This window comes from Streptomyces sp. NPDC093085 (assembly GCF_040683935.1).
GTDB lineage: Bacteria > Actinomycetota > Actinomycetes > Streptomycetales > Streptomycetaceae > Streptomyces.
This window is the reverse complement of the sequence record NZ_JBFBFB010000002.1, coordinates 329,878-353,092: the sequence shown is the minus strand read 5'-3', so window position 1 is coordinate 353,092 and position 23,215 is coordinate 329,878. Positions and strand designations below refer to the sequence as shown.

The window sequence follows — 23,215 nt, the reverse complement described above, 5'->3', positions numbered from 1 at the left end:
GAGTAACGGATGCACCAGCCGCCCTTCTGTCTGCGTTAGGCCGCCTCGAACGCCCGCCTGATGAGAGGGGCCGCCTTCTCCAGGTCGGCCGCCGAGGCGAGGCGGACCTCCAGGTCTCCGGTCCCGAGGTGTCCGATGCCGCGCATGTCGCGGGTGAAGCCTTCCTCCAGTGCGACGGTGCCCGGGTCGAGTCTGAGGTAGACGAGGATCGCCTCGTGCTTCGGACGGAAGATCACGGAGGCGACGTTCACCAACCGCCGGTAGGCGATGTAGTGCCTGAGCGGCGCCACCTCTACCTCGCCCCACGCCGTGAGTGCGTCGTCCAACTCCGAGTACAGGTCCTGCAGGCACGCCGGGACGAGACCGGCGCCTGACGCTGCGGAAGGCACCGGGACCGGCGGCACGCTGATGGCCGCCGTCTCCCGCTCCCGGTTTCGCCGAGACGAAGCGGCGTTCGCCGAGCCGGGTGAGGAGTCCACGAGCAACAGGCCCAGCAGATCGCCCTCGAAGACGCGGTAGCGCACCAGGTCGATCCGCTCGGGCAACCGCTGGACCGCCACGCGGTCGTGGTGGGAGAAGCTGGCCGCGATGCAGACCATCCGCGGACGACGCCAGTCGACCGACTCGGCGGCCTCCGCGCCCAGCACTCCCCGCACGAGCGCCTCGAACTCGTGGTGCGCCGAATCCAGCCAGGAGAGGTAGGAAACGGCCTGCCACAGCACCCCGCTGTCGGAGCCCTTCTTGAACTCGATCACCACCGGGCTGCCGTTCTCGTCCAGTCCGAGGGTGTCGATCCTGCCCCGGTGCCACGGACCGGTCGCGTACTCCGACGCCAGGAACCGGATGCCCAGCATCGCCTCCAGGCCGGCCTCGACCCGCCGCTGCAGTTCGACCTCCAGCGCCACCGTCGAACCGCGCAGCTCGACGTCCCGCCCGCCCGCGTCACGCCGGAACATCATCAGCTCGGCCATCACCGTCCCCCTCCTGTGATCGGTACAACAGGAGCAATCGAAACGGCCAGAGCGGTATTCCAGACAGACGGCACCGCCTGCCTTCGGGACGGTGCCACCACACCGGCGGATCGTCACTCATGGTGACTGACGTTCTGGCACAGCACCAGCGGCTGGCGTATTGGAAGGCAGCCACACAAGGGCATGAGCAGGACGATGACGAGCGTGCCCGTCGTGCCGGGCACAGTACCGATGACGGGGGGAGGGCTTGCTGTGACGGCCTATGACGCGGATCCGCCATGCCTGTGTGGACTGTCTTGGCTGTACCGGTCACCCGCCGGAGTGGACGTGCCGCCGTCTGGATTGGTTGTCACTCGGGCAGGAAGGTCACCTGGGGTGTCCCCGTGCGCGGATGGATGGTGACCTCGCCGGTGACCTGGTAAATGTCTGCCAGCAGTCGGGGTGTGAGGACTTCTGCGGGTGGGCCGCTGGCCACTATCTCGCCTTCGTGAAGGACGTGGAGGTGGTCGCAGTAGTACGCGGCGAGGTTCAGGTCGTGCAGGGCGAGGAGGACGGTCGCGGGCAGGTGGCGGAGTAGGCCGAGGACGTCCAACTGGTGCCGGATGTCGAGGTGGTTGGTGGGTTCGTCGAGGACGAGGAGGCTGGGTTGCTGGGTGAGGGCACGGGCGATGAGGACGCGTTGGCGTTCGCCGCCGGAGAGCTGGTCGAAGGGGTGGCCGGCGAGGTGGGTGGCGTCCACGGTGGTGAGGGCATTGTCGACAATGCTGGTGTCCTTCGGTGTGTCGCCGTCGAGCAGCCGTTTGTGCGGGGTGCGGCCCATGGCGACGACCTCGCGGACGGCGAGGTCGAAGTCGGCCGCCGGTTCCTGCACGACGGCCGCCATGGTGCGGGCCAGTTGGCGCGTCGGGATCGTCCAGGCGTCGGTACCGTCGATGCGGACTGTCCCTGTGTCGGGACGCAGGACCCGGTAGACGGCCCGCAGAAGGCTGGATTTGCCGCTGCCGTTGGGACCGATCAGGCCGATCACCTGGCCGTCAGAGGCGGTCAGGGAGATGTCGCGCACCAGATGGCGGGCTCCGGCGGTGAGGGTCACGCCCTCGACGGACAGGTCGGCGGGGGGATTCATGCGGCTCCTCGGTCGGTATCGTGCCGGGCGTTCCGGCGCATCAGCCACAGGAAGAACGGTCCACCGCACAGCGCGGTGAGCACGCCGACCGGTATCTCCAGAGGCGCGGCAATCGTGCGGGCGGCGATGTCGGCCCAGATCAGGAAAACGGCTCCGGCCAGGGCGGCGGTGGGCAGTACGCGGCGGTGGTCGCCGCCGGTGAACAGGCGCACCATGTGCGGCATCATCAGGCCGACGAAGCCGATCGGGCCGGCCGCCGCGACCAGCACTCCGGTGACCAGGGAGAGCAGGACGAACATCCGGGCCCGGAAGCGGGCCACGTCCAGGCCCATGGTCGTCGCGGCCTCCTCGCCGGCCAGCAGCAGGTTGAGGTTGCGTGACTGGACCAGGAGGACGCCGATGCCGAGCAGTACCGCCAGAGCCGGGAGCCAGAGCGTGCCCCAGTTGACGCCGCCGAGGCCGCCGAGGGTCCAGGCGAGCACGGTCCGTGCCTCGTTGCCGCGGTCTGTGGTGAGCAGCAGCAGGTCGAGGACGGCCGTGAGTACCGCCGCGATCGCCACGCCGGACAGCACCAGGCGCGTGGAGGTGATGCGTCCTCCGGTGCGGGCGGTGGCGTAGACGAGGATCAGCGCGCCGAGGGCGCCGGCGAACGCGGCACCGGAGAGGGAGAGCGGCCCCAGGAAGCCGACGCCGAAGACGATGACCGCGACCGCGCCGAGGGACGCGCCCGAGGAGACTCCGAGGAGATAGGGCTCGGCGAGCGGATTGCGGATCAGTGCCTGCAGGGCGGTGCCCACCACTGAGAGGCCGGCGCCGGTCACCGCCCCGAGCAGGACACGGGGTGCCCGGACGTCCAGCACGATGGTCTCCCGCGCCCGTGTCCAGTCGGCCTGCGTCCAGTCGGCGCCCAGCGTGTGCGTCACGATGCCCCAGACCTGGCCGGGCGGTACGTGGACCGAGCCGATGGCCAGGCCCGCGGTCGCGGACGCCAGGAGAAGCACGGTCAGTACGACCAGTCCCAACGCGAAGGGCGTACGACGGCCTCGCGCATCGAGCCCCGGTCTCTTCCCGTCCGGTGTGACCGGATCGGAGGGTGCCCTGATGGGGGTTGGTATCACCGGAAGCTCTCGGGGTGCAGGCCCCGGGCCAAGCCGTCGACCGCGTACGCGGACCGGATGCCGACCAGGGTGGCCGTCAGTGGCAGGACGACGAACCGTTTGTTCTTCACTGCGGGGACGTCGGCGAGAGCGGACTGGGAGAGCAGGAATTTCTTCTTCCGCTCGACGCTCCCCGAGCCGGCGTAGTCGTAGATGGCGATGACCTCGGGGCGACGCTCGACGACCTGCTCCCAGGAGACGTCGCCGAAGACGTCGTCCAGGTCGGCGAAGACGTTCTTGCCGCCGGCCAGCCGGATCAGGTCGGTGCCCAGGCCCTTGCCGCCCGCTGTGAAGGCGCTCTTGTCGCCGCTGTCGTAGACGAAGACCGGCACGTCGGCCTTGTCCTCGACGGCGGACGCCGTCTCGCTGACGCGGAGCTTCAGGTCGGCGACCAGCTTCTCGGCGCGGTCGCGGACACCGAAGATCTTGCCGATGGTGCGGGCCTCGGCGTAGGTGTCCTCCATCGTCACCCGCTTCTCGCCGCAGTACTCGCGGTTGAGGTGGGTGTCGATGCCGGCATTGGCGAATGCCTTGCGGGAGCGGCCCTCCTTCTCGGCGAAGGCGCTGCCGTAGCCGCCGTAGACGAGGTCGGGCTCGGCGTCGAGGATCCTCTCGAAGGACGGCTCGCGTTCGGCGAGTTCGGGTATGGCCTCGTAGTCCTTCTTCAGCTCCGGCAGAACGGCCGAGTCGGGGAAGGCGGTCCCCACCATGCGGTCCTTCAGGCCGAGGGCGAGCATCAGTTCGGCGGGGTGCTGGTGGATGGTGACCACCCGCGACGGTGGCCTGTCGTAGGTCGTCCTCACACCGCAGTTGTCGACGGTGACCGGAAAGCCTTCCGGTGAGGACGCCGTCGCCGTGTGTTGCGCACCGGTGTCGCCGGACCAGCCGCACCCGGCGGTCAGCAGGGCCACGGACAGGGCGAGGGCCGCGGTGGTGCCGCGCACGGCCCGGTGGCGCCGGGCAGGGGAGAGCACGGGCGACACGTAGAGCCTCCTGGGGAGTCCGCGCTCCTCGGAACGGGCCCGCGACCGGCCAGTCTCCTGACTTCCGGCGATTCTTCTCTCCGTACTTGGCGTACGGATGTAAACGAACCGCCGGTCACAGTGGCGGGACCGTGCCGGAATCACACCGGCTTCCTGTCTCCCGTCGCGGCGATGACCTGGCGATATTACGTTCCTTCAGGCTTGCGGGAAAAGGGCCCCCTTGCTGACAGCAGGGAGAACGGGGTGGAAAGATGGCCGGAGTAACAAGGCGACGGCGGTCCGAGGAAGCCGGTGGAAATCCGGCGCGGTCCCGCCACTGTGATCGGCGAGCGAGCCCGCACACGACCACTGCCCGCACAGGGTGGGAAGGCGCGGCGCGAGCCTTGACCCGAGAGCCAGGAGACTCACGCGGTCGCCTCCTCGACGGACCAACCGGGGCGGATCTCCCCGGAAGAGAGGAACGATGCGGCATGTCCGCCGACACTGTCCCGCCCAGCGGCGAACCGGTTTCCTGCCGGGTCGTCGTGTGCCGTGACTGCTGCTGCGGCACCCCGAAGGTACCCGGCGTCGACCATGCCGCCCAGACAGCACGTCTGCGCGCCCAGGTGCCGGTGCGGGTCTCCGCCTGCCTGGACGTCTGCGAACAGGCCAACGTCATCGTCGTCCAGCCCTCCGCCGAGGGGCGCGCCGCCGGGGCCCGGCCCGTCTGGCTGGGACTGGTCAACGATCCGGACGCCACCGAGGACATCGCCGACTGGGTACGTGCGGGCGGACCGGGCGTCGCACCCCAGCCGGACATACTCGACCTCTACACCATCACCCCACCGCGACGGCGTACCGCCTCCTGACCATACGAACGGAGAGGCAGGAACCATGGACGACGTTCGTGCCCCCGCCGCGTCCGTCGCCGCCGCTCTGCACGATGTGGCGGCCCTCGGCGGCTTTTTCGCCCTGTACATCGGCGGACGGGACGACGGCTGGCATCCGCTGGCCCGTTCCTACGCGGTGGGCTGTGCCGATCTCGCCGAGGCCGTCGCCCGCCGCCACCACACCCCCGAAGCACGCATCGACGTCTCCATCGCCCAGCTCGGTCACGCCGCCCGTCTCTGGTCCCCGGCCCTGGCCTGCGTCGTACTGCACGGGATCGTCCCCGACCTGGAGGGACTGCAGCGGGCCGACGACGGACCGGCCCTCCGTGTGCCCCGCCCGGCCGGCTGGCACGTCGACCAGCTGGACGATCCCGTAGGCGCCCTGTACACACAGGTGACACGTCACCTCCAGGCACTGGCCGGTGGACTGCGCGTCAAGATCGCCCCGCGTCTGCTGGACGGCAACTCCGCCTCCGCGCTCGCCGGGGCTGCACACGCTCTGCTGGCGGCCCGTCCCGCCGTACGAGGGCCGCTCACCGATCTCACGACCACACTGCTGGGCACCGGACGCCTGGCCGGCACAGGAACGATCACCGGCCCCGACCTCGCGTTCCGCCGCCGAAGCTGCTGCCTCTACTACCGCGCGCCGAACGGTTCGAAGTGCGGAGACTGCGGACTTGCCGACCATACGTCCCAACGAGCCCTAGGATGAGACGACTTCCGCGCCCGCAGAGTCCCATGGGCCTGCGGACACGGAAGGGCGTCACCGCGTACGGCACGACAACCGCATAGGCGCGTGACCGGGGGAAGCCGGTGGAAGTCCGGCACTGACCTGCAACCGTGAGTGGCCCTCGGGCCGTGAGTCGGAGAGCCCGGCACGTGCTCGTCACCGCTTCCCACTGTCATGGTCCGCAGCGCGAAGCCGAGAAGTCCGTTCCTCGCCGCCTGCATGGGTGTGCGGGTCCGGTCTCGGACCTGTGCCGTGGGCCGATCCGCACAGGAAGGCTTCGCCATGCCACGCACCACACGCATACCCCGCACGCCATGCCATCTGATCGCCGCCACGGCCCTCGGGCTGGCTCTTGCCTCCGCCCCGGCCGTCGCGCACGCCGACACCACCGCCGGGGCAACGGGCGTTTCCGGCACGAACGCGCCCGTCAAGGTCTCTCTGATCGTGCGGGGCCCTGACGGGGTTCTCTTCACGGGGAAGATCAGGACGCGCGGGCACGAGGTCACCACTGCCACCGGCGGGACGCACAGATGCGACGGCACCAACGGCGGCGCCCACCCCACCGCCGTGCCGACACCGACCGCCGCGCTCGACGACGCCGCCCGCACGCAGGGCTTCACCTGGGACGGCACCTGGTACGCGTCCTTCGACGACTTCTCCGTCGACACCGTCAAAGACGTCAGTGGCGGCGGCGTCGCCTACTGGAACATCTCCGTCAACGGCACGCCGACCCCCGTGGGCGGCTGCCAGTTCGAGCTGAACGCCGGCGACAAGGTGGCGTTCACCTGGACGGCTTTCTGATCCCGCCGCTCACCGGGGCGCACCGGCTGGAAACGGCCGTACCTCGTCCTCGGTGACGGCCGCTCCGCTCCGTACTCCGTGCAGCACATGCGCCAGTACCTCCGCACCGCGCACCACGCGCGGACCGGGGCGGTTGAAGTACGCGGGGCCGTCCAGTACCAGGACCCGACCGGCCCCTACGGCCGGCAGGTCGGCCCAGCCGGGCAGGCGGGTGAGCAGGTGCGCCTCCCGCAGGGTGCGCTCGGGCGGAAAGCCGCACGGCAGGATCAGCACCACGTCCGGCCGTGCGGCACGTACCGCCTCCCAGTTCATCGGCTTCGTGTGCTCACCGGGTGCGGCCAGCAGCGGCTCGCCGCCGGCCGCCGCGATCTGCTCGGGGACCCAGTGCCCGGCGGGCCACAGCGGGTCGAGCCACTCGATTGCCACGACGCGCGGACGGGGCCGCCCCGCGACCGTCTCGCGGACTTTCGCGAGCCGGTCCAGCAGTTCGGCCCGTCGCCGCTCGGCGCGCTCGCGCACGCCGAGCAATTCACCGACGGTGAGCAGGCAGTCCACTACGTCGTCGAGCGTGCGGGGCTCCAGACTGAGGACCCGCGTGTCCGCGTCGAGGAGCCGTACGGTGGCGCTGACTCTTTCGTACGACACCGCGCACACGTCGCACAGGTCCTGGGTGAGGATCACATCGGGTCGCAGGGCGGCCAGCGACTCGGTGTCGAGGGTGTAGAGAGACGACCCCGAGTGCGCCGAGCCGCCGACCGCTTCTGAGATCTCCCGGCTGCTGAGCCGGTCCTGGTCGAGGTCGGCGCCGGTCACCACGGCTACCGGCGTCACCTCCCGCGGCGGCCAGTCGCACTCGTGGGTGCGGCCGACCAGCTGCTCGATGAGTCCGAGTTCGGCGACGATGTCGGTGGCCGCGGGCAGTAGGGAGACGATGCGCATGCCGCGACCCTATGGCCGGAACTGTGGCATCAGGCGCCCCAGCGCACCGCGATCGTGTCACCCACGCCCACCGCCGTGCCGCGTGCGGCGGAGGTGAAAGCCGAGCCGTCGACGCTGACCTTCCAGGTGCTGGAACCGCTGCCGGCCTTGCCGTTGATCGCCGTGATCGTGCCGGTACCGGAGGCCGGGGTCACCGAGGTTACGCATCCTGAGGGGGTGGCCGCGCTCAGCGCTGCGTCGAGGACCGCGCCCAGCGTGGTCGTTGTCCCGGTCGGGGTCAGGGAGACGGAGCACACCTTCAGACTTCCGGCGCCGTCGTCCACGGTCAGCGCCAACTTTGTCGCCGTACCTGAGGTGAAGGAGGACTGGCCCACCCACTGCGGCGCACCCGAGGTGACAGGGGCGGGTGGGGCAGCGGTGAAGCCGCCGCCGGCCACCGCGCGCAGCCCGTCGATGGAGGCGTATGCCGACGGACTCGTGTCGCTCGGCAGGTACTTGAAGCCGCCGCCCGGGTTGAACTGCTGGGCGATCAGGAAGTCGACCGGGGTCTTCCCCATGGAGGTCAGGAAGTCGCCGGTCTGGGGGTTGATACCGCAGGCGTTCAGGCCGGAGACGGCCCAGCCGTTGGAGTCGGTGTTGACGCCGAACATCGCGTTGAAGGCACCGCTGCTGGCGACCAGCTTGCTCTTGAGGAACGCCTTGGCCTGCACGATGTCGGTGTCGGTGTTTGGCACTCCCGAGACGCACAGGGCCGCCATCGCGGCGCCGGTCATGTCGATGTCGCTGGCCGCGGCCAGCTGGGAGGGGTTGCCCTCGGCCTTGCTGAAGTTCCAGCCGCCGTCGTTGTGCTGGTTGGCGCGGAGGCGGGTGACGATAGCGTCACGCAGGGTCTGGGGGACGCGGACCTGTCCGGAAGGGGTTTTCGCACCGTTCAGGGCGAGGGCGGCGAACACTGTGCCGTTGAAGTTGGCAGACGGGCCGAAGTAGCCGGGCTCGGAGGTCTGCCAGTAGCCGTAGATGTCGGCGACCAGGTTGCGGGAGGCGGAGACGCGGGCCGGGTCGATGCCGGCGGCGTAGGCGTTGAGGGTGGCGCGTTCGTAGTCGGTGACGACGGGGGAGGCGGACGGCCAGCCGCTGGTGGAGAGGAGGTTGCGGTAGACGGTTCTTGCGTTCTTGGTGGTGTCGCCGGCCGGGGTGACATCGACGGCCGCGGTACCCGCGGCGGCGAACGCGCTGAACGCCCACTCGTTGGACAGCCCCGATCCGGCGTACGAACCGTCTGCTGCCTGGAGGGACTTGAGGTAGGAGACGCCGTTGGTCTTCGACGTGGCGATCTGGGCCGGGGTGGCGGTCGCCGCCGCGGGCAGCGTGGTCAGCGCGAACGCGCCGAGGGCCGCTGCCGCGGTGAGAACTGGACGGCGGAGGGCTGCGGTACGGGACATGGCCTGCTCCTGGGATGAGGGACGCCGGCCAGGCCCGTGCCGGATCCAGCCTCGGTGTGGGCGGAGCAGCGGGCGGACCGTCGTCCGGAACGCGTGGACGGGCTGCCGAATTCGCTTCGCCGCCTGGGCATTCGGGCTCGGGCCGGTCCCCTGCCGGTCCACACCGCTGCGCGTCAGCCCCGGACTCCCACCGGGTTCCCCCATTCGGCAGTGCGGGACGGTACCCGAACACCATGCCCATCGCCAGAGGGGCTGCGGACCACCCGTGCGCAGACCTGCGCCGCACCTTGACGCCCTTGGTGAACCATGTTCAAATCCGGCTGATACGCAACAAGTTCCAGGGGAAGCCGGTCGAATCCCGGCGCTGACCCGCAACCGTAGGCCCCGCGTGTAAGCCGGGCGAGCCGGAATGCCTGGAGCGTGATCAAGCAACGGACGCCGTCGCGGACTACGGCGTGGTGCGACCAGCTCTCGTGCGCAGGGACATCGCCCGGCGCCGCGGGAGCCCTCAGCCACGTTCCGTCCCGCGCCGGACAGGGGACGGACGAGGGGGCCGCGGTGAGGACCGGAGAGCGAAGAGACGAACGGGTCGGCGCGTGGTCCGTGGAATGGCTGGCCCGTGCGGCGGCGCCGCTGGTGCTGGTGCTGCTGACCGCGTGTATGACGTTCCTCACCACGGCACCCCCGGCGGCAGCCGATCCGATCGGCGACTGCACCGCGGCCAAGGGTGCGATCGTGGCGGTGGACTTCGGACCGTTCGGCGGCACGGTCGAACGCGGCTGCGACGCCAGTCCGACCACTGGCTACGAACTCCTGCACGACGCCGGCTTCACGACCACCGGCACCCAGCACGATGGTCCGGCCTTCATCTGCCGTATCGGCAAGGGGGCTTCCGGTACCCAGTACCCGACTCCGGACAAGGAGCCCTGCGTACTGACCCCGCCCGCCACGGCCTACTGGTCGTACTGGATCGCCTCGCCCGGTCAGGACGAGTGGAGTTACAGCCAGTACGGCGCGATGGACCGCAAGCTCAAGGACGGCGACGTCGACGCATGGGTGTACGGCGGCACGGATGTCGGCGGCAGTACGGGCAGGCCCACGTTCAGTCCGGACGACGTCCGCGCCGGAGGCACCGGCAACCCGGACCCGGGTACCTCGCCCACCGGTGCGCCCGGCGAGGTCGACCTGAGCGCCGCCGTCACCTGGCTCAAGGGCCGCCTCACCGCAGGCGAGCGTGTCGACGACGACGCCGGCATCCCCAACCACCTCTTGACCACCGAGGCAGCGTACGCGCTTGCCGCAGCCGACGGCACGAGCACCGCCCTCGACAAGGTCACCGGCTACCTTGCCGCTCACGTCGGCGACTACGCCTACCCGAACGGAACCGACCAGGCCCCCGACGCGACAGCCGCAGCCCGTCTGGCCTTGCTCGCCGTGATCACGGAGCGGGATCCGCACGCCTTCGGCGGCCACGACCTTGTCGGCGACCTGGCCAAGAACGTGTGCGCGGCGGGCCCCGAATCCGGTGAGCCGACCCCCGGTTGCACCGCCAAGGGCGATTTTCTGGGCGCCGCGTACGCCGACGGTCAGGCCCTGTCCGTGCTGGCGATGCTGCGCGCCGGGGTGACACCACCGGCCGCCGCCGTGGACCGGCTCACCCAGCTTCAGTGCAACGACGGCGGCATCACCAGCATCCTCATCCGCCCCGGTGAGTACTGCGACGGCGACCCCGCCACCACCGGACTCGTCGCGCTGGTGCTGCACAGGGCGGGCGGATACGACGACGTCGTGACGAAGGCTCGTATGTCCCTGGCGAAGTCCCAGCGTGAGGACGGCGCCTTCCCCGGTTACACCGGTGCCGGCACGGGCAGCGTGTACGCCACCGCGTACGCGGCTCAGGCGTTGCGCGCGCTCGGCGCCGTCGACCGTGCGGACGCGGCCGTGGGGTGGCTGTCGCGGCAGCAACTCGACGGTGGGGGCTTCGGCTTCGAGGAGGGTGCCACCGACCCTGCCGTGTACCCGACTCCGCCGGCTGTCCTCGCGGGCGCGGACACCGACCTGACCACCCTGACCACGAAGAAGGCGGAGCCGACCGAGCCGCCGGTCTCCGAGCCCCCGGCGACGACGCCGGGCACGTCCGCCCCGGGCGAGGGTCCCGACCTGAAGAAGGGCGTCGCGTACCTCACCAGCGCCGCCCACCTCCAACTGGGCCAGTACTACCCCGCCGGACCCGGCACCTCCCGCGCTGACTTCGGCCTGACGATCGACGGCGCCTACGCACTGGCCGCGACCGGCCTGGACAACGCCAAGCTGCGTGGCATCGTCGACTTCCTCGACCGCGGCGGCAAGGACGGCGCGGGCCGCACCGTCAACGACTGGACGGGCATCGGAACCGCCTATGCGGCGGGCGGCTCCCTCGGCAAGACCGCCCTGCTCGCCGAGGCCGTAGGCCGCGACCCCCGCGACTTCGCCGGGCACGACCTCATCGGCGCGCTCGGCAGGTCCGTGTGCGCGACGCCGAGCACCGCACCCGACCGCTCATGCGCCGCCAAGGGCGCCTACACCTACGCGCCTTCGGTGTTCTCCCAGTCCCTCGCCGTCATCGCGCAGTTGCGTGCGGGGGAGAAGGCCGAGGAGCCGCTCGCATATCTGGCGAGCCTTCAGCAGGACAGCGGTGCGTGGCCAAGCCTGATCCCGTCCACGAACGACTCCGATGTCGACTCCACGGCCATCGCCGCCATGGCCCTGGATCTGGCCGGCGGCGCCACGGCGGACACGGCCGTGGACAAGGCGCTTGCCTGGCTCGCCGGGAAGCAGTTGCCGAGTGGCGGCTTCCCGGGTGCGGCGGGCGACTCGGTCAACTCGGCCGCCCTCGCCGTCCAGGGCCTGTCGCTGAACGGCGCCACCTATGCCGACGAGATCGGCGCGGCGCGGAAGTTCCTGGCCTCGCAACAGAACTCCGACGGCGGGTTCAACGTGGCCAGGGAGGGACAGCGGGGTTCCGACCTGCGGGCTTCCACCCAGGCGGTCGGCGGCTCGACGGGTGTCTCCTTCGCCGAGTTGAAGCGGGACCTCACGGGTACCTCACCGCAGCCGACGCCGAGCCCGAGCGGCGGAGCCCCGGACATCGTCACACCCGGTGACTCGGGAGGCTCCCAGGGCGGGTACGTCGCCGACGGAGGCAGCGATGGCGGTGGCGGTGACGGCGTGCTGGCGTCCACCGGCGTCCAGGTCGGCGTCCTCGCTGTGACCGCCGTGCTGCTGGTGCTCGCGGGCTGGCGCACGGTGGTCGTGGCCCGACGCAGGGCCGATGCGGGGGGAACGCCATGATTCCCAGGCGCTTGCCGAAGGCGTTGGCGCGTACGGCGGGCGTGCTGGGCCTGACGGTTGCCGTGCTCGCCGCGACCATCGCGCCGGTCGTGGCCGACCCGCAGCCCATGGGCCGCTGCACCACGTCCGCGGGTGTGGTGCTGGCCGTCGACTTCAGTCACTGGGGCGGCCCGATCTACCGCTCCTGCGGCACCACGCCGACCACCGGATACGAGCTGCTCAACCAGGGCGGCTGGCGGACCACCGGCACCGGACACGACGGCCCCGCGTTCATCTGCCGCATCGGATACAGCGGTTTTCAGAGCGGCAAGCCGTACCCGACCGCCGCCGAGGAGGACTGTGTCCTCACACCTCCTGCCTCCGCCTACTGGTCGTACTGGCACGCCGATCCGGGCGCGGAGGACTGGAGCTACAGCCAGCTCGGCGCCATGCTCTACAAGCCCAAGCCGGGCAGCGTCGACCTGTGGATCTTCGGCGGCACCGACATCGGGGGCACGGAGGGACGCCCGAAGGTCACCCCTGCGCAGCTGCGTGCGCACAACACCCGGCCGCAGGGAGACACCGGCAAGCCCGCCGCCACCGACAAGGCGCCTGTGCTGCCGCCGGATACGGACACCGGCCCCGCGCCCGAGCGCCAAGCCGGTGAGCCGCCCGAGACCGTCCTGCCGGAGCCGACGAAGACCAAGCCGAGCATGCCGTATCCGCCGTCACCGACCACGAGCCCGACATCGAGCCCGTCACCGACCCCGAGCCCGCCGAGCAGCGCCGCGAGTACTCCGCCGGCGGTCGCCGCTCCCCGCTCCGGCCCGAGCGTCGTCGATGCCGCCCCCGCCGCCGACGCCGGGCACGACTCCGGCTCGATCGCGCCGGTGGTCACTGGCGCGGCACTCGTGGTGGTGATCGGCGGTGCGGCGGTGTTCGTGGCACGCCGTCGCCGTGCCGAGTGACCGCGATGAGTCGTACGACCGTGGCGGCGCGTACCGCCGGGTCCGGTTCGTCGCCGGACTCGGGCGGGCGCCGTCTGCCGCGTCTTCTGCACCCGGTGGCCTGGTGGGTGTGGGCCCTTGCCCTGGCCACGGCGGTGAGCCGCACCAACAACCCGCTGCTGCTGTTTCTCGTTCTCGCTGTCCTCGGCTATGTCGTCACCGCCCGTCGCACGGAGGCGCCCTGGGCGCGCGGCTTCAAGTACTACCTTTACCTGGCCCTCACCGTCGTGGCGATCCGTGTCGTCTTCCGTGCCGTCTTCGCCACCGGCATCACCCCTCACGACCACTTTCTCTTCTCCCTCCCGCACATCCCCACCCCTGACTGGTATGCGGGCATCAAGATCGGCGGCCCGGTCTCTCTGGAGGCGCTGCTGTCGGCGGCGACCGACGGTCTGCGCCTGGCGTGCATGCTGTGCTGCATCGGCGCCGCCAATACGCTCGCCAATCCCAAGCGCGCGCTGCGTGTCCTGCCCGGAGCCCTCCACGAACTCGGCGTGGCGGTCACGGTCGCGATCAGCGTGGCGCCCCAACTCGTGCAGAGCGTGCAACGTGTCGCCCGGGCGAAGAAGCTGCGCGCCGGGCGCACGCGGGGTATGAAAGCGCTGCGCGGCATCGTGGTCCCGGTACTGGAGGACGCGCTGGAGCGTTCGCTGCGGCTGGCCGCGGCCATGGACTCCCGGGGCTACGGCCGCGCGGGCACCGCCACCCGCACCTCCCGCCGGGTCACCGGCGCGCTGATGCTGCTGGGTATGTGCGGCCTGTGTGCCAGTGCCTACGGACTGCTGGACGCGACCGCGCCTTCCTTCCTCGGCCTGCCCGCCATGGTGCTGGGCGCGGTGCTGTGTGTGACGGGCCTGCGGCTGGGAGGCCGGCGCGTCACCCGTACCACCTACCGTCCCGATGCCTGGCGGCTGCCCGAGTGGGCTGTGGCCGGCAGCGGGGTGCTGTCCGCAGCGCTGCTCCTGAGTAACCTCGGTTACGACCCCGCCCAGCTCAACCCCACCTTCTATCCGCTCACCTGGCCCGCCCTGCCGCTCGTGCCGACCGCCGCGATCCTCCTCGCGGGCACGGCCGGGTTCCTCGCGCCCCCGCCTGGCCCTCTCCAGAGAGGCGACGCCTCGTGATCACCTTCGACCAGGTCACCATCGAGTACGACGACGCGCCCGAACCGGCCCTGCGCGATGTCGACTTCACAGTGGAGGAGGGCGAGCTCTGTCTCGTCGTCGGACACACGGGCGTCGGCAAGTCCACACTCCTGGGCGCGGTCAACGGGCTGGTTCCCCACTTCACCGGCGGCACACTGTACGGGCAGGTCACCGTCGACGGCCGTGACACCGCCCACCACCCTCCCCGCGAACTCGCCGATGTCGTCGGCATGGTCGGACAGGATCCGATCGACGGCTTCGTCACCGACACCGTCGAGGAGGAACTCGCCTACGCCATGGAACAGTTGGCGGTCTCCCCGGCCACCATGCGTAAACGTGTCGAGGAGACCCTCGATCTGCTCGGACTGGCCGACCTGCGCCACCGCGCCCTGCACGAACTCTCCGGCGGCCAGCAGCAGCGCGTCGCGATCGGCTCCGTCCTCACCGCCCACCCCCGCGTCCTGGTCCTGGACGAGCCCACCTCCGCTCTCGACCCGACAGCCGCCGAGGAGGTCCTCGCCGCCGTCACCCGGCTCGTCCACGACCTGGGTGTCACCGTCCTGATGGCGGAGCACCGCCTCGAACGCGTTGTCCAGTACGCCGACCGCGTCCTTCACCTGCCCGGAGACGGCCACGCCCGCATCGGCGCGCCCGCCGACATTCTGCGTACGGCGACGATCGCGCCACCGATCGTGGAACTGGGGCGGGCCGCGGGCTGGTCTCCGCTGCCACTGTCGATCCGTGACGCCCGCCGCACCGCGGCGCCCTTGCGGGCCCGACTGGCCGACCGCGCTCCGGCCCCCGTCCGCCCGTCCCCGGCCGGTGAACGGCCGCCTCTGCTGACCGCGCGCGGTGTCACCGTCACGTACAAGAGCCTTCCGGCCGTTCGGGAAGTCGATCTGGACCTGCGGGCCGGTGAGGTGACGGCGCTGATGGGCCGCAACGGCTCGGGCAAGTCCTCGCTCTTGTGGGCGCTCCAAGGCTCCGGGCCGCGCCGCGCGGGGACCGTGAAGGTCACCGACCCGCGCGGCGGCGCCCGCGTCGACCCCCACGCCGTTTCTGCCATCCGGGCCCGCACGCTCGTCGGCCTCGTTCCGCAGACCCCTGCTGATTTGCTCTATCTGGAAAGCGTCGGACAGGAGCTCGACCAGGCCGACACGGAATCCCAGGGGACGGAGAGCGCTCGCTCCATCCTGGACCGGCTCGCACCCGGTATCGGTGACACCACCCATCCCCGTGACCTGTCCGAGGGGCAGAAACTCGCCCTCGTCCTGGCCATTCAGCTCTCCGCCGCGCCCGGGGTGCTGCTCCTGGACGAACCGACCCGTGGCCTTGACTACGGGGCGAAGGCCGCTCTGACCGGCATCGTCGACCTTCTCGCGGCGGAGGGAAGGGCGGTCGTGATCGCCACGCACGACGTCGAGTTCGCCGCACGCGCCGCCGACCGTGTGGTCGTCATGGCGGAGGGGGACATCGTCGCAGACGGACCGACCACGGAAGTCATCCTCTCCTCCCCCGTCTTCGCGCCGCAGACCGCGAAAATCTTCGCCCCGCTGCCCTATCTGACAGTCGGACAAGTCGTGGACGCAATGCCGGCCGCGGGCGATAAGGGGACGGCCCCGTGACGTCGCGTGTGGCCGCGGCCATCCGGCTCACCCCTCGCGCCGGCGTCGTCATGGTCCTTGCCGCCTTCCTCGGCGTCGTCGCGTTCTTCTGGCCATTCGTCGTCGCCCCGGGGACATTCAGCTCGAACTACGCGCCCCCGCTGATCTTCGGCGTGCTGCTGGTTCTCGTCCTGTGCGTGGTCCTGTCGGAGATCGCCGAGGGCGGCATCGACTCCAAGGCGCTGGCGATGCTCGGCGTCCTGTCCGCCGTCAACGCGGCCCTGCGCCCTCTGGGGGCCGGCACCGCCGGCATCGAGACTGTCTTCTTCGTCCTCGTCCTCGCCGGACGCGTCTACGGACCCGGCTTCGGCTTCACCCTCGGCTGCACCTCGCTGTTCACCTCCGCGCTCATCACCGGCGGAGTCGGCCCCTGGATGCCGTACCAGATGTTCGGCTGCGCCTTCGTCGGCATGCTCGCCGGGTTCCTGCCCCGAGCGAGCGGCCGGCGCGAGGTTCTGATGCTGGCCGTCTACGGATCGCTGTCCGGCTACCTGTTCGGCTTCCTCCTCAATCTCTCCTTCTGGCCGTTCTCCCTCGACCCGAACAGTTCCATCGCCTACCTGCCCGGCCTGCCCTTCACCGAGCAGTGGCAGCGCTACATCGCGTTCGACATCGCCACCTCGCTGGGCTGGGACACCGGCCGTGCCGTCACCAACCTCATATGCATCCTGCTGGCCGGGCCCGCGGTTCTGACCACCTTCCGCCGCGCTGCCCGCCGGGCCCGATTCCGTGCCCCGGTGCGCTTCGCCGCGCCCAGGTCGGCCGCATCCGAACCCCGCTGACCAGCAACGACAGCATCAGATGGCCCTGCGGACTAGATTTACTAGGATGTCCAACTATATAGTCGTGGTGAAGGCCCGCGGTGCAGGGAAGCCGGTGTGATTCCGGCGCGGTCCCGCCACTGTGACCGGGGAGTACGCCGTCGAGCAGAACGCCACTGACGAGCAGGATGTCGGGAAGGCGGACGGCGCGCGCTGATCCGGGAGTCAGGATACCGGCCGTGGGATGTTCCGTGTTGTCCACGAGGATGGAGCTGACACGCATGGCACCGGTGTGCATCCACGACTCCGGCGGACCCGCCCGACGAGGCCCACGGCACGTCCCGCATCCGGCCGTCACCGTCTGACGGTTCCCTCGCCATACGCGATCCCGCGTCGCCCGAGCACCCGCACGCCACCACGCCGGGTGTGACGGACCTGCGCGCCATCCCGGATCACCTGACGAGAGCAGGCACCCATGGTCCGCGTACAAGACCGCGCCCCCGTGCGTGAGTTGACCCATTTCGTCGGCGGCAGGCACACCCGGGGAACGTCCGGGGTCTACGGCGACATCCACGACCCCAATTCCGGAGAGGTGCAGGCCCGTGTTCCGCTCGCGAGTCGCGCGGAGACAGAGGCCGTCATCGCTGACGCCACCGAGGCGCAGGGCGAGTGGGGTCAGTGGAATCCGCAGCGCCGGGCCCGCGTCTTCCTCCGATTTCTTCAGCTCGTCGAGGGGCAGAGGGACTCGCTGGCCCGTCTGCTCTCGTCCGAGCACGGCAAAACGGTCGCCGACGCGCACGGCGACCTCCAGCGCGGCCTGGAGGTAGTCGAGTTCGCCGCGGGCATCCCGCATCTGCTCAAGGGTGAGTTCACCGACAACGCCGGCAACGGCATCGACGTCCACTCTCTGCGCGCCCCGATCGGTGTGGTGGCCGGCATCACCCCGTTCAACTTCCCCGCGATGATCCCCCTGTGGAAGGCGGCTCCCGCCCTTGCCTGCGGCAACTCCTTCATCCTCAAGCCCTCCGAGCGTGATCCGTCCGTCCCGCTCCGGCTCGCGGAACTGTTCCTGGAGGCCGGCCTGCCGCCGGGCGTCCTCAACGTCGTACACGGCGGCAAGGAGACCGTCGACACCCTCCTCGAAGACCCTCGCGTCGGCGCGCTCGGGTTCGTAGGCTCCACCCCGATCGCCGCGTACGTCTATGCGACCGCCGCAGCCCACGGCAAGCGCGCCCAGTGCTTCGGCGGCGCCAAGAACCACATGATCGTGATGCCGGACGCTGATCTGGACCAGGCCGTGGACGCCCTGATCGGCGCCGGGTACGGCTCGGCGGGCGAGCGCTGTATGGCGATCTCCGTCGCCGTCCCGGTAGGCGAGGCCACCGCCGATGCCCTGCTGGCTCGTCTGAAGGAACGCATCGGCTCGCTGCGGATCGGCCGCAGCGACGACCCAGAGGCCGACTTCGGCCCCCTGATCGGCCGGGATGCCGTCGAACGGGTGCGCGCGTACGTCGACCTCGGCGTCGAGGAAGGCGCGGAACTCGTCGTGGACGGAAGGAACTTCGTTCTGCCCGGCCACGAGAACGGCTTCTTCGCCGGTGCGTCGCTCTTCGACCGCGTCACCCCGGCGATGCGCATCTACCAGGAGGAGATCTTCGGCCCGGTCCTCTCGGTCGCCCGCGCGGCGGACTACGAGGAGGCACTGCGCCTGCCCAGTGAGCATGCCTACGGCAACGGCGTCGCGATCTTCACCCGTGACGGAGACACGGCACGTGACTTCACCCGCCGGGTGAACACCGGAATGGTCGGCGTCAACGTGCCCATTCCGGTGCCGGTCGCGTACCACACCTTCGGCGGCTGGAAGCGCTCCGGCTTCGGCGACCTCAACCAGCACGGCCCGGACGCCATCCGCTTCTACACCCGTACGAAGACCGTCACCTCACGCTGGCCCGCGGGCCTCCGGGAGGGCGCGAGCTTCACCATCCCGACGATGGGCTGAGCACGATGACCGCCACGATGCTCACCGAGGATCAGCAGGCCCTTGTCGAGACGACCCTGGACTTCGCGCAGGACCATCTCGCCCCGCATGCCCTGGACTGGGACCGGGACAAGCATTTCCCCCTCGACGTGCTCCGCAGGGCGGCCGGCCTCGGCCTCGGTGGTGTGTACGTACGGGAGGAGTACGGAGGTTCCGCGCTCACCCGAACCGACGGCGTTCTCGTCTTCGAGACCCTCGCCTCCGGCTGCCCTTCCATTGCCGGCTACCTCTCCATCCACAACATGGTCGCCTGGATGATCGACCAGTACGGCGACCTGGCACAGCGCGAGCGCCGGCTGCCCGGCCTCTGCGCGATGGAGGACCTGGCGAGCTACTGCCTCACCGAACCGGATGCCGGCTCGGACGCCGCCGCCCTTCGCACCCGCGCGGATCGCGACGGCGACCATTACCTCCTGAACGGCGTCAAGCAGTTCATCTCCGGCGCGGGCGCCTCGCAGCTGTACGTCGTCATGGCACGCACCGGCGGTGACGGCCCGAACGGCATCTCCGCCTTCCTCGTCGACAGAGACGACCCCGGGCTCTCCTTCGGTCCCGACGAGCGGAAGATGGGCTGGAACGCGCAGCCCACCCGGCAGGTCATCCTTGACGGCGTCCGACTGCCGGCAGACCGCTTGCTCGGCTCCGAGGGCGAAGGGTTCCGTATCGCCATGAGCGGCCTCAACGGCGGCCGGCTCGGCATCGCCGCCTGCTCCCTCGGCGGCGCGCGCAGCGCCCTCGACCGCAGCCTCGTCCATCTCGCCGACCGGCAGGCGTTCGGTGCCCGGCTTCTCGACGCCCAGGCACTCCAGTTCCGTCTCGCGGACATGGCGACCGAACTCGCCGCCGCCCGGGCGCTGGTCCAGCAGGCCGCCCAGGCCATGGACCGGGGCGATCCGCAGGCTCCGCACCTGTGCGCGATGGCCAAACGATTCGCCACCGACACCGGCTACTCCGTCGCCGACCGCGCCCTGCAACTGCACGGAGGCTATGGCTACCTGAGCGACTACGGCATCGAAAAGATTGTCCGTGACCTGCGCGTCCACCAGATCCTGGAAGGAACCAACGAGATCATGCGCGTCATCGTGGCCCGCGGCCTGACGGAGGCGTTCGGATGACCACCGGCGAGCACACCGTACTGCTGCGCACCGAGGGGCGCGCCGCATACCTCACTCTCAACCGCCCCGAGGCACTCAACGCCCTCACCCACACCATGGTCCACCGCATCGACGAGGCGTTGACGGCCTGGGAGCACGACCCGGCCGTCGAGACGCTCGTCCTCACCGGCGCGGGGCAGCGGGGCCTGTGCGCGGGCGGCGACATCCACGCCATCCACGACGACGCCCTGACCGCGGACGGCTCCGCCTCGGCCGCCTTCTGGCGCGACGAATACCGGCTCAACGCCCGCATCGCCCGCTACCCCAAGCCCTACGTCGCCCTGATGGACGGGATCGTCATGGGCGGTGGAGTCGGCATCTCCGCCCACGCCGACATCCGCATCGTCACCGAGCGCTCCCGGATCGCCATGCCCGAGACCGGCATCGGCTTCGTCCCGGACGTCGGCGGCACCTACCTCCTCGCCCTCGCCCCAGGCGAACTGGGCACCCACCTCGCTCTGACGGGCGCACAAATCGGTCCCGAGGACGCCCTGCTGTGCGGACTCGCCGACCACTACCTCCCGTCCGCCTCACTGCTGCGCTTCGCCGACGACCTCTCCGGCATCCCCGTACGGGAAGCCCTGGCCCGTCATGTGCGTCCCGCCCCGCCGGGGAAGCTGTCCACGATGCGGGAGTGGATCGACTCCTGCTACGACTGCGACACGGTCGAGGAGATCGTCCAGCGGCTCCTCGCCCACGGCGACCCGGCGGCGAAGAAGGCCGCGGAGACCCTGCTGGCCAAGTCGCCCACCACACTCAAAGTCACCCTGGCCGCCCTGCGCCGCGCCCGACGGCTCGGCCCACTGGAGCGCGTGCTGGAGCAGGAGTACCGCGTCTCCTGCGCGGCCCTGGCCGCCCCTGACCTCGTCGAGGGAATCCGCGCCCAGGTCATCGACAAGGACCGGACACCGCGCTGGTCGCCGGCCACCCTGGCCGAGGTGACCGACGCCGACGTGGAGCGCTTCTTCGCGCCCCTCGGCGAACGGGAACTCGCGCTCGCCGGACCCGACACCACCGAGGAGGTGGTCTGGTGAGCAGGACCGTCGCGTTCATCGGACTCGGACACATGGGCGGCCCCATGGCCGCCAATCTGGTCAGGGCCGGTTACCGGGTGCGAGGCCACGACCTGGTGCCCAGTGCCGTCGACAGGGCCGCGCAAGCAGGGGTCGAACGGGCCGTGTCGGCGGCCGAGGCCGCAGCGGACGCCGACGTGGTCGTCACCATGCTGCCCGCCGGACACCACGTCCTGGGCCTCTACGACGACATCCTCGCCGCTGCCCGCACCGGCACCTTGTTCGTCGACTGCTCCACCATCGACGTCGCCGATGCCCGCACCGCTCACGGGCGCGCCCTTGCCGCAGGCATGCGCGCTCTGGACGCGCCCGTCTCGGGCGGCGTCGTGGGAGCCGAGGCGGCCACGCTGACCTTCATGGTCGGCGGGGGAGAGGCCGAGTTCGCCGAGGCGCTGCCCCTGCTGGAGACCATGGGGAAGAAGGCCGTGCGCTGCGGCGGCCCGGGAGCCGGACAGGCAGCGAAGATCTGCAACAACATGATCCTCGGCATCTCCATGATCGCTGTCAGTGAGGCGTTCGTCCTCGGCGAGAGCCTCGGCCTCTCCCACCAGGCCCTGTACGACGTGGCCTCCACGGCCTCCGGCCAGTGCTGGGCGCTCAGCGTGAACTGTCCGGTCCCAGGCCCCGTGCCTGCCAGCCCCGCCAACCGCGACTACCGGCCCGGCTTCGCCGCCGCCCTGATGGCCAAGGATCTCGGCCTGGCCGCCAACGCGGTACGTGCGGGTGGAGTGCGGGCGGAACTGGGGCTTCGGGCATCCGAGTTGTACGCCGCCTATGCCGAGCGGGCCGGTACCACCGAGGACTTCTCCGGCATCGTACGAACCATCCGGAACCAGAGCGGAGAACAGGCATGACCGCCGCAGACCAGACACTGAACTACGAGACGATCCTCGTCGAGCGCAGAGGCCGCACGGCCCTGCTCACCCTCAACCGTCCGACGGCCCTCAACGCGCTGAACCTGAAGGTCATGCACGAGGTCGTGGCAGCAACCGAGGCCCTCGACCGGGACCCTGACTGCGGCTGCATCGTCATCACCGGCTCCACGAAGGCGTTCGCGGCCGGCGCCGACATCAAGGAAATGCAGCCGCAGAGCTACATGGACATGTACCTCACCGACTGGTTCACCGCCTGGGACCGGCTCGCGCAGGTGCGCACCCCGACCGTCGCGGCCGTCTCCGGGTACGCCCTCGGCGGCGGCTGCGAACTCGCGATGCTCTGCGACATCCTGCTCGCCGCGGACACAGCGGTCTTCGGCCAGCCGGAGATCAAGCTCGGCGTGATCCCCGGGATCGGCGGGTCCCAGCGGCTTACCCGGGCGGTCGGCAAGGCCAAGGCCATGGAACTGTGCCTCACCGGACGCACCATGGACGCGACCGAGGCCGAGCGCGCCGGACTGGTCTCACGGGTCGTGCCCGTGGACGAACTGCTCGGCGAGGCACACGCCGTCGCCGAGACCGTCGCCGGCATGTCGCTACCCGTGGCGATGATGGCGAAAGAGGCAGTTGGCCGGGCCTTCGAGACCACGCTCGCCGAGGGGGTCCGCTTCGAGCGCCGTCTCTTCCACGCGGTGTTCGCCACCGCAGACCAGAAGGAGGGTATGGGGGCCTTCGCCGACAAGCGGAAGCCCACCTTTCGGCACAGGTGAACTCGGTAGGGGCGACACTCGCGAACTGTGGCTTCTGCAGGGTGGTCACCACCGCATCGGTCCCCTGGAGGAGCCGCTGCACAGCGGCGCGAACGAGGTGGTGGACGCGCACGCTGTACGAGATCGACGTCCCGCGACAGGTTCAGGCGCGGGTGGAGGGAACAGGCGTCACAAGGTGAAGACCACGGGCTTCGGCCACCACGTCTACCAGAAGCACTACTTCAGGGTGTCCATCGACGCCGGACGCCCTGGACTGTCTGATCGCCTGCGCCGTCCCCTCTGGGAGGAGACCCGCCTGGCCACCCTCCATGCGGCCCCGCGCCACGCCGTGCCGGCCCGCAGGAGAGTCCATCCCCACTCCAGAGAGGCCCGATCTCCGCGAACGGCCCTACCACCGGCCG

19 protein-coding genes and 6 riboswitches are annotated in these 23,215 nt (G+C 70.5%); of the genes, 13 read left to right on the top strand and 6 right to left on the bottom strand.

All coding sequences use genetic code 11. From position 1 onward, the window contains the following. Positions 1 to 35: 35 nt before the first annotated feature. From AB0O07_RS08185 to AB0O07_RS08170, 4 genes are all read right to left on the bottom strand, one after another. On the bottom strand, positions 36 to 971 hold the full coding sequence (locus AB0O07_RS08185; RefSeq protein WP_365628856.1) for a DUF5655 domain-containing protein: 936 nt from the start codon (positions 969 to 971) through the stop codon (positions 36 to 38). 349 nt (positions 972 to 1,320) lie between these two features. Then, positions 1,321 to 2,097 (bottom strand): ABC transporter ATP-binding protein, encoded by a 777-nt coding sequence (locus AB0O07_RS08180; RefSeq protein ID WP_365628853.1) that lies wholly within the window; start codon positions 2,095 to 2,097, stop codon positions 1,321 to 1,323. Beyond that, positions 2,094 to 3,119 (bottom strand): iron ABC transporter permease, encoded by a 1,026-nt coding sequence (locus AB0O07_RS08175; RefSeq protein ID WP_365628850.1) that lies wholly within the window; start codon positions 3,117 to 3,119, stop codon positions 2,094 to 2,096. The genes AB0O07_RS08180 and AB0O07_RS08175 overlap by 4 nt, the downstream gene beginning before the upstream one ends. Before the next feature lie 92 nt (positions 3,120 to 3,211). Continuing rightward, positions 3,212 to 4,237 (bottom strand): ABC transporter substrate-binding protein, encoded by a 1,026-nt coding sequence (locus tag AB0O07_RS08170; RefSeq protein ID WP_365628848.1) that lies wholly within the window; start codon positions 4,235 to 4,237, stop codon positions 3,212 to 3,214. Positions 4,238 to 4,266: 29 nt separating this feature from the next. Next, a riboswitch (cobalamin riboswitch) is annotated at positions 4,267 to 4,432 on the bottom strand. Positions 4,433 to 4,518: 86 nt separating this feature from the next. Next, positions 4,519 to 4,643, top strand: a riboswitch (cobalamin riboswitch). Positions 4,644 to 4,707: 64 nt separating this feature from the next. On the opposite strand from AB0O07_RS08170, the gene AB0O07_RS08165 reads away from it, so the two are divergent. From AB0O07_RS08165 to AB0O07_RS08155, 3 genes are all read left to right on the top strand, one after another. Continuing rightward, positions 4,708 to 5,085 (top strand): (2Fe-2S) ferredoxin domain-containing protein, encoded by a 378-nt coding sequence (locus AB0O07_RS08165; protein WP_365628845.1) that lies wholly within the window; start codon positions 4,708 to 4,710, stop codon positions 5,083 to 5,085. A gap of 25 nt (positions 5,086 to 5,110) precedes the next feature. After that, the gene (locus AB0O07_RS08160) at positions 5,111 to 5,818 is read left to right on the top strand and encodes a (2Fe-2S)-binding protein (protein WP_365628842.1); all 708 of its coding nucleotides are present in this window, start codon (positions 5,111 to 5,113) and stop codon (positions 5,816 to 5,818) included. Positions 5,819 to 5,909: 91 nt separating this feature from the next. Further along, a riboswitch (cobalamin riboswitch) is annotated at positions 5,910 to 5,980 on the top strand. Between the two features lie 138 nt (positions 5,981 to 6,118). Beyond that, entirely contained in the window at positions 6,119 to 6,637 is a 519-nt protein-coding gene (locus AB0O07_RS08155) for a DUF4430 domain-containing protein (RefSeq protein ID WP_365628839.1), read from the top strand. 9 nt (positions 6,638 to 6,646) lie between these two features. On the opposite strand, the gene AB0O07_RS08150 is transcribed toward AB0O07_RS08155, so the two are convergent. Together AB0O07_RS08150 and AB0O07_RS08145 are read right to left on the bottom strand one after the other, a co-directional pair. Then, the gene (locus tag AB0O07_RS08150) at positions 6,647 to 7,576 is read right to left on the bottom strand and encodes a cobalamin-binding protein (protein WP_365628836.1); all 930 of its coding nucleotides are present in this window, start codon (positions 7,574 to 7,576) and stop codon (positions 6,647 to 6,649) included. 29 nt (positions 7,577 to 7,605) lie between these two features. Next, positions 7,606 to 9,018 carry a hypothetical protein gene (locus AB0O07_RS08145; RefSeq protein ID WP_365628834.1) on the bottom strand — a complete coding sequence of 471 codons (1,413 nt, stop codon included), beginning with the start codon at positions 9,016 to 9,018 and terminating at the stop codon, positions 7,606 to 7,608. Positions 9,019 to 9,140: 122 nt separating this feature from the next. Further along, a riboswitch (cobalamin riboswitch) is annotated at positions 9,141 to 9,261 on the bottom strand. 98 nt (positions 9,262 to 9,359) lie between these two features. Continuing rightward, a riboswitch (cobalamin riboswitch) is annotated at positions 9,360 to 9,432 on the top strand. A gap of 246 nt (positions 9,433 to 9,678) precedes the next feature. Here AB0O07_RS08145 and AB0O07_RS08140 point away from each other — a divergent pair. The 10 genes from AB0O07_RS08140 to AB0O07_RS08095 all read left to right on the top strand — a co-directional run bounded on the left by AB0O07_RS08140 (position 9,679) and on the right by AB0O07_RS08095 (position 22,814). After that, the gene (locus AB0O07_RS08140; RefSeq protein WP_365630263.1) at positions 9,679 to 12,348 is read left to right on the top strand and encodes a prenyltransferase/squalene oxidase repeat-containing protein; all 2,670 of its coding nucleotides are present in this window, start codon (positions 9,679 to 9,681) and stop codon (positions 12,346 to 12,348) included. Next, complete coding sequence (locus tag AB0O07_RS08135) at positions 12,345 to 13,295, top strand: transmembrane domain-containing protein (protein ID WP_365628831.1); 951 nt, start codon at positions 12,345 to 12,347, stop codon at positions 13,293 to 13,295. Before AB0O07_RS08140 ends, AB0O07_RS08135 begins: the two co-directional genes overlap by 4 nt. A gap of 5 nt (positions 13,296 to 13,300) precedes the next feature. Further along, a complete protein-coding gene (locus AB0O07_RS08130) occupies positions 13,301 to 14,458 on the top strand; it encodes an energy-coupling factor transporter transmembrane component T (protein ID WP_365628828.1) in 1,158 nt (385 codons plus the stop codon). Further along, positions 14,455 to 16,104 carry an ATP-binding cassette domain-containing protein gene (locus AB0O07_RS08125; RefSeq protein WP_365628825.1) on the top strand — a complete coding sequence of 550 codons (1,650 nt, stop codon included), beginning with the start codon at positions 14,455 to 14,457 and terminating at the stop codon, positions 16,102 to 16,104. The genes AB0O07_RS08130 and AB0O07_RS08125 overlap by 4 nt, the downstream gene beginning before the upstream one ends. 50 nt (positions 16,105 to 16,154) lie before the next feature. Next, positions 16,155 to 16,925 (top strand): ECF transporter S component, encoded by a 771-nt coding sequence (locus tag AB0O07_RS08120; protein WP_365630260.1) that lies wholly within the window; start codon positions 16,155 to 16,157, stop codon positions 16,923 to 16,925. Positions 16,926 to 16,973: 48 nt separating this feature from the next. Continuing rightward, a riboswitch (cobalamin riboswitch) is annotated at positions 16,974 to 17,161 on the top strand. 218 nt (positions 17,162 to 17,379) lie between these two features. Continuing rightward, the gene (locus AB0O07_RS08115; RefSeq protein ID WP_365628822.1) at positions 17,380 to 18,903 is read left to right on the top strand and encodes a CoA-acylating methylmalonate-semialdehyde dehydrogenase; all 1,524 of its coding nucleotides are present in this window, start codon (positions 17,380 to 17,382) and stop codon (positions 18,901 to 18,903) included. A 5-nt stretch (positions 18,904 to 18,908) separates the two neighbouring features. After that, positions 18,909 to 20,057: an acyl-CoA dehydrogenase family protein gene (locus AB0O07_RS08110; protein ID WP_365628819.1), complete on the top strand. Its 1,149-nt coding sequence runs from the start codon at positions 18,909 to 18,911 to the stop codon at positions 20,055 to 20,057. Next, positions 20,054 to 21,130, top strand: coding sequence for an enoyl-CoA hydratase/isomerase family protein (locus tag AB0O07_RS08105; RefSeq protein WP_365628816.1), 1,077 nt, complete (start codon positions 20,054 to 20,056; stop codon positions 21,128 to 21,130). The genes AB0O07_RS08110 and AB0O07_RS08105 overlap by 4 nt, the downstream gene beginning before the upstream one ends. Next, positions 21,127 to 22,023 carry a 3-hydroxyisobutyrate dehydrogenase gene (gene mmsB / locus AB0O07_RS08100; RefSeq protein WP_365628813.1) on the top strand — a complete coding sequence of 299 codons (897 nt, stop codon included), beginning with the start codon at positions 21,127 to 21,129 and terminating at the stop codon, positions 22,021 to 22,023. The genes AB0O07_RS08105 and mmsB overlap by 4 nt, the downstream gene beginning before the upstream one ends. Further along, complete coding sequence (locus tag AB0O07_RS08095) at positions 22,020 to 22,814, top strand: enoyl-CoA hydratase (RefSeq protein ID WP_365628810.1); 795 nt, start codon at positions 22,020 to 22,022, stop codon at positions 22,812 to 22,814. Before mmsB ends, AB0O07_RS08095 begins: the two co-directional genes overlap by 4 nt. Positions 22,815 to 23,215: the final 401 nt, after the last annotated feature.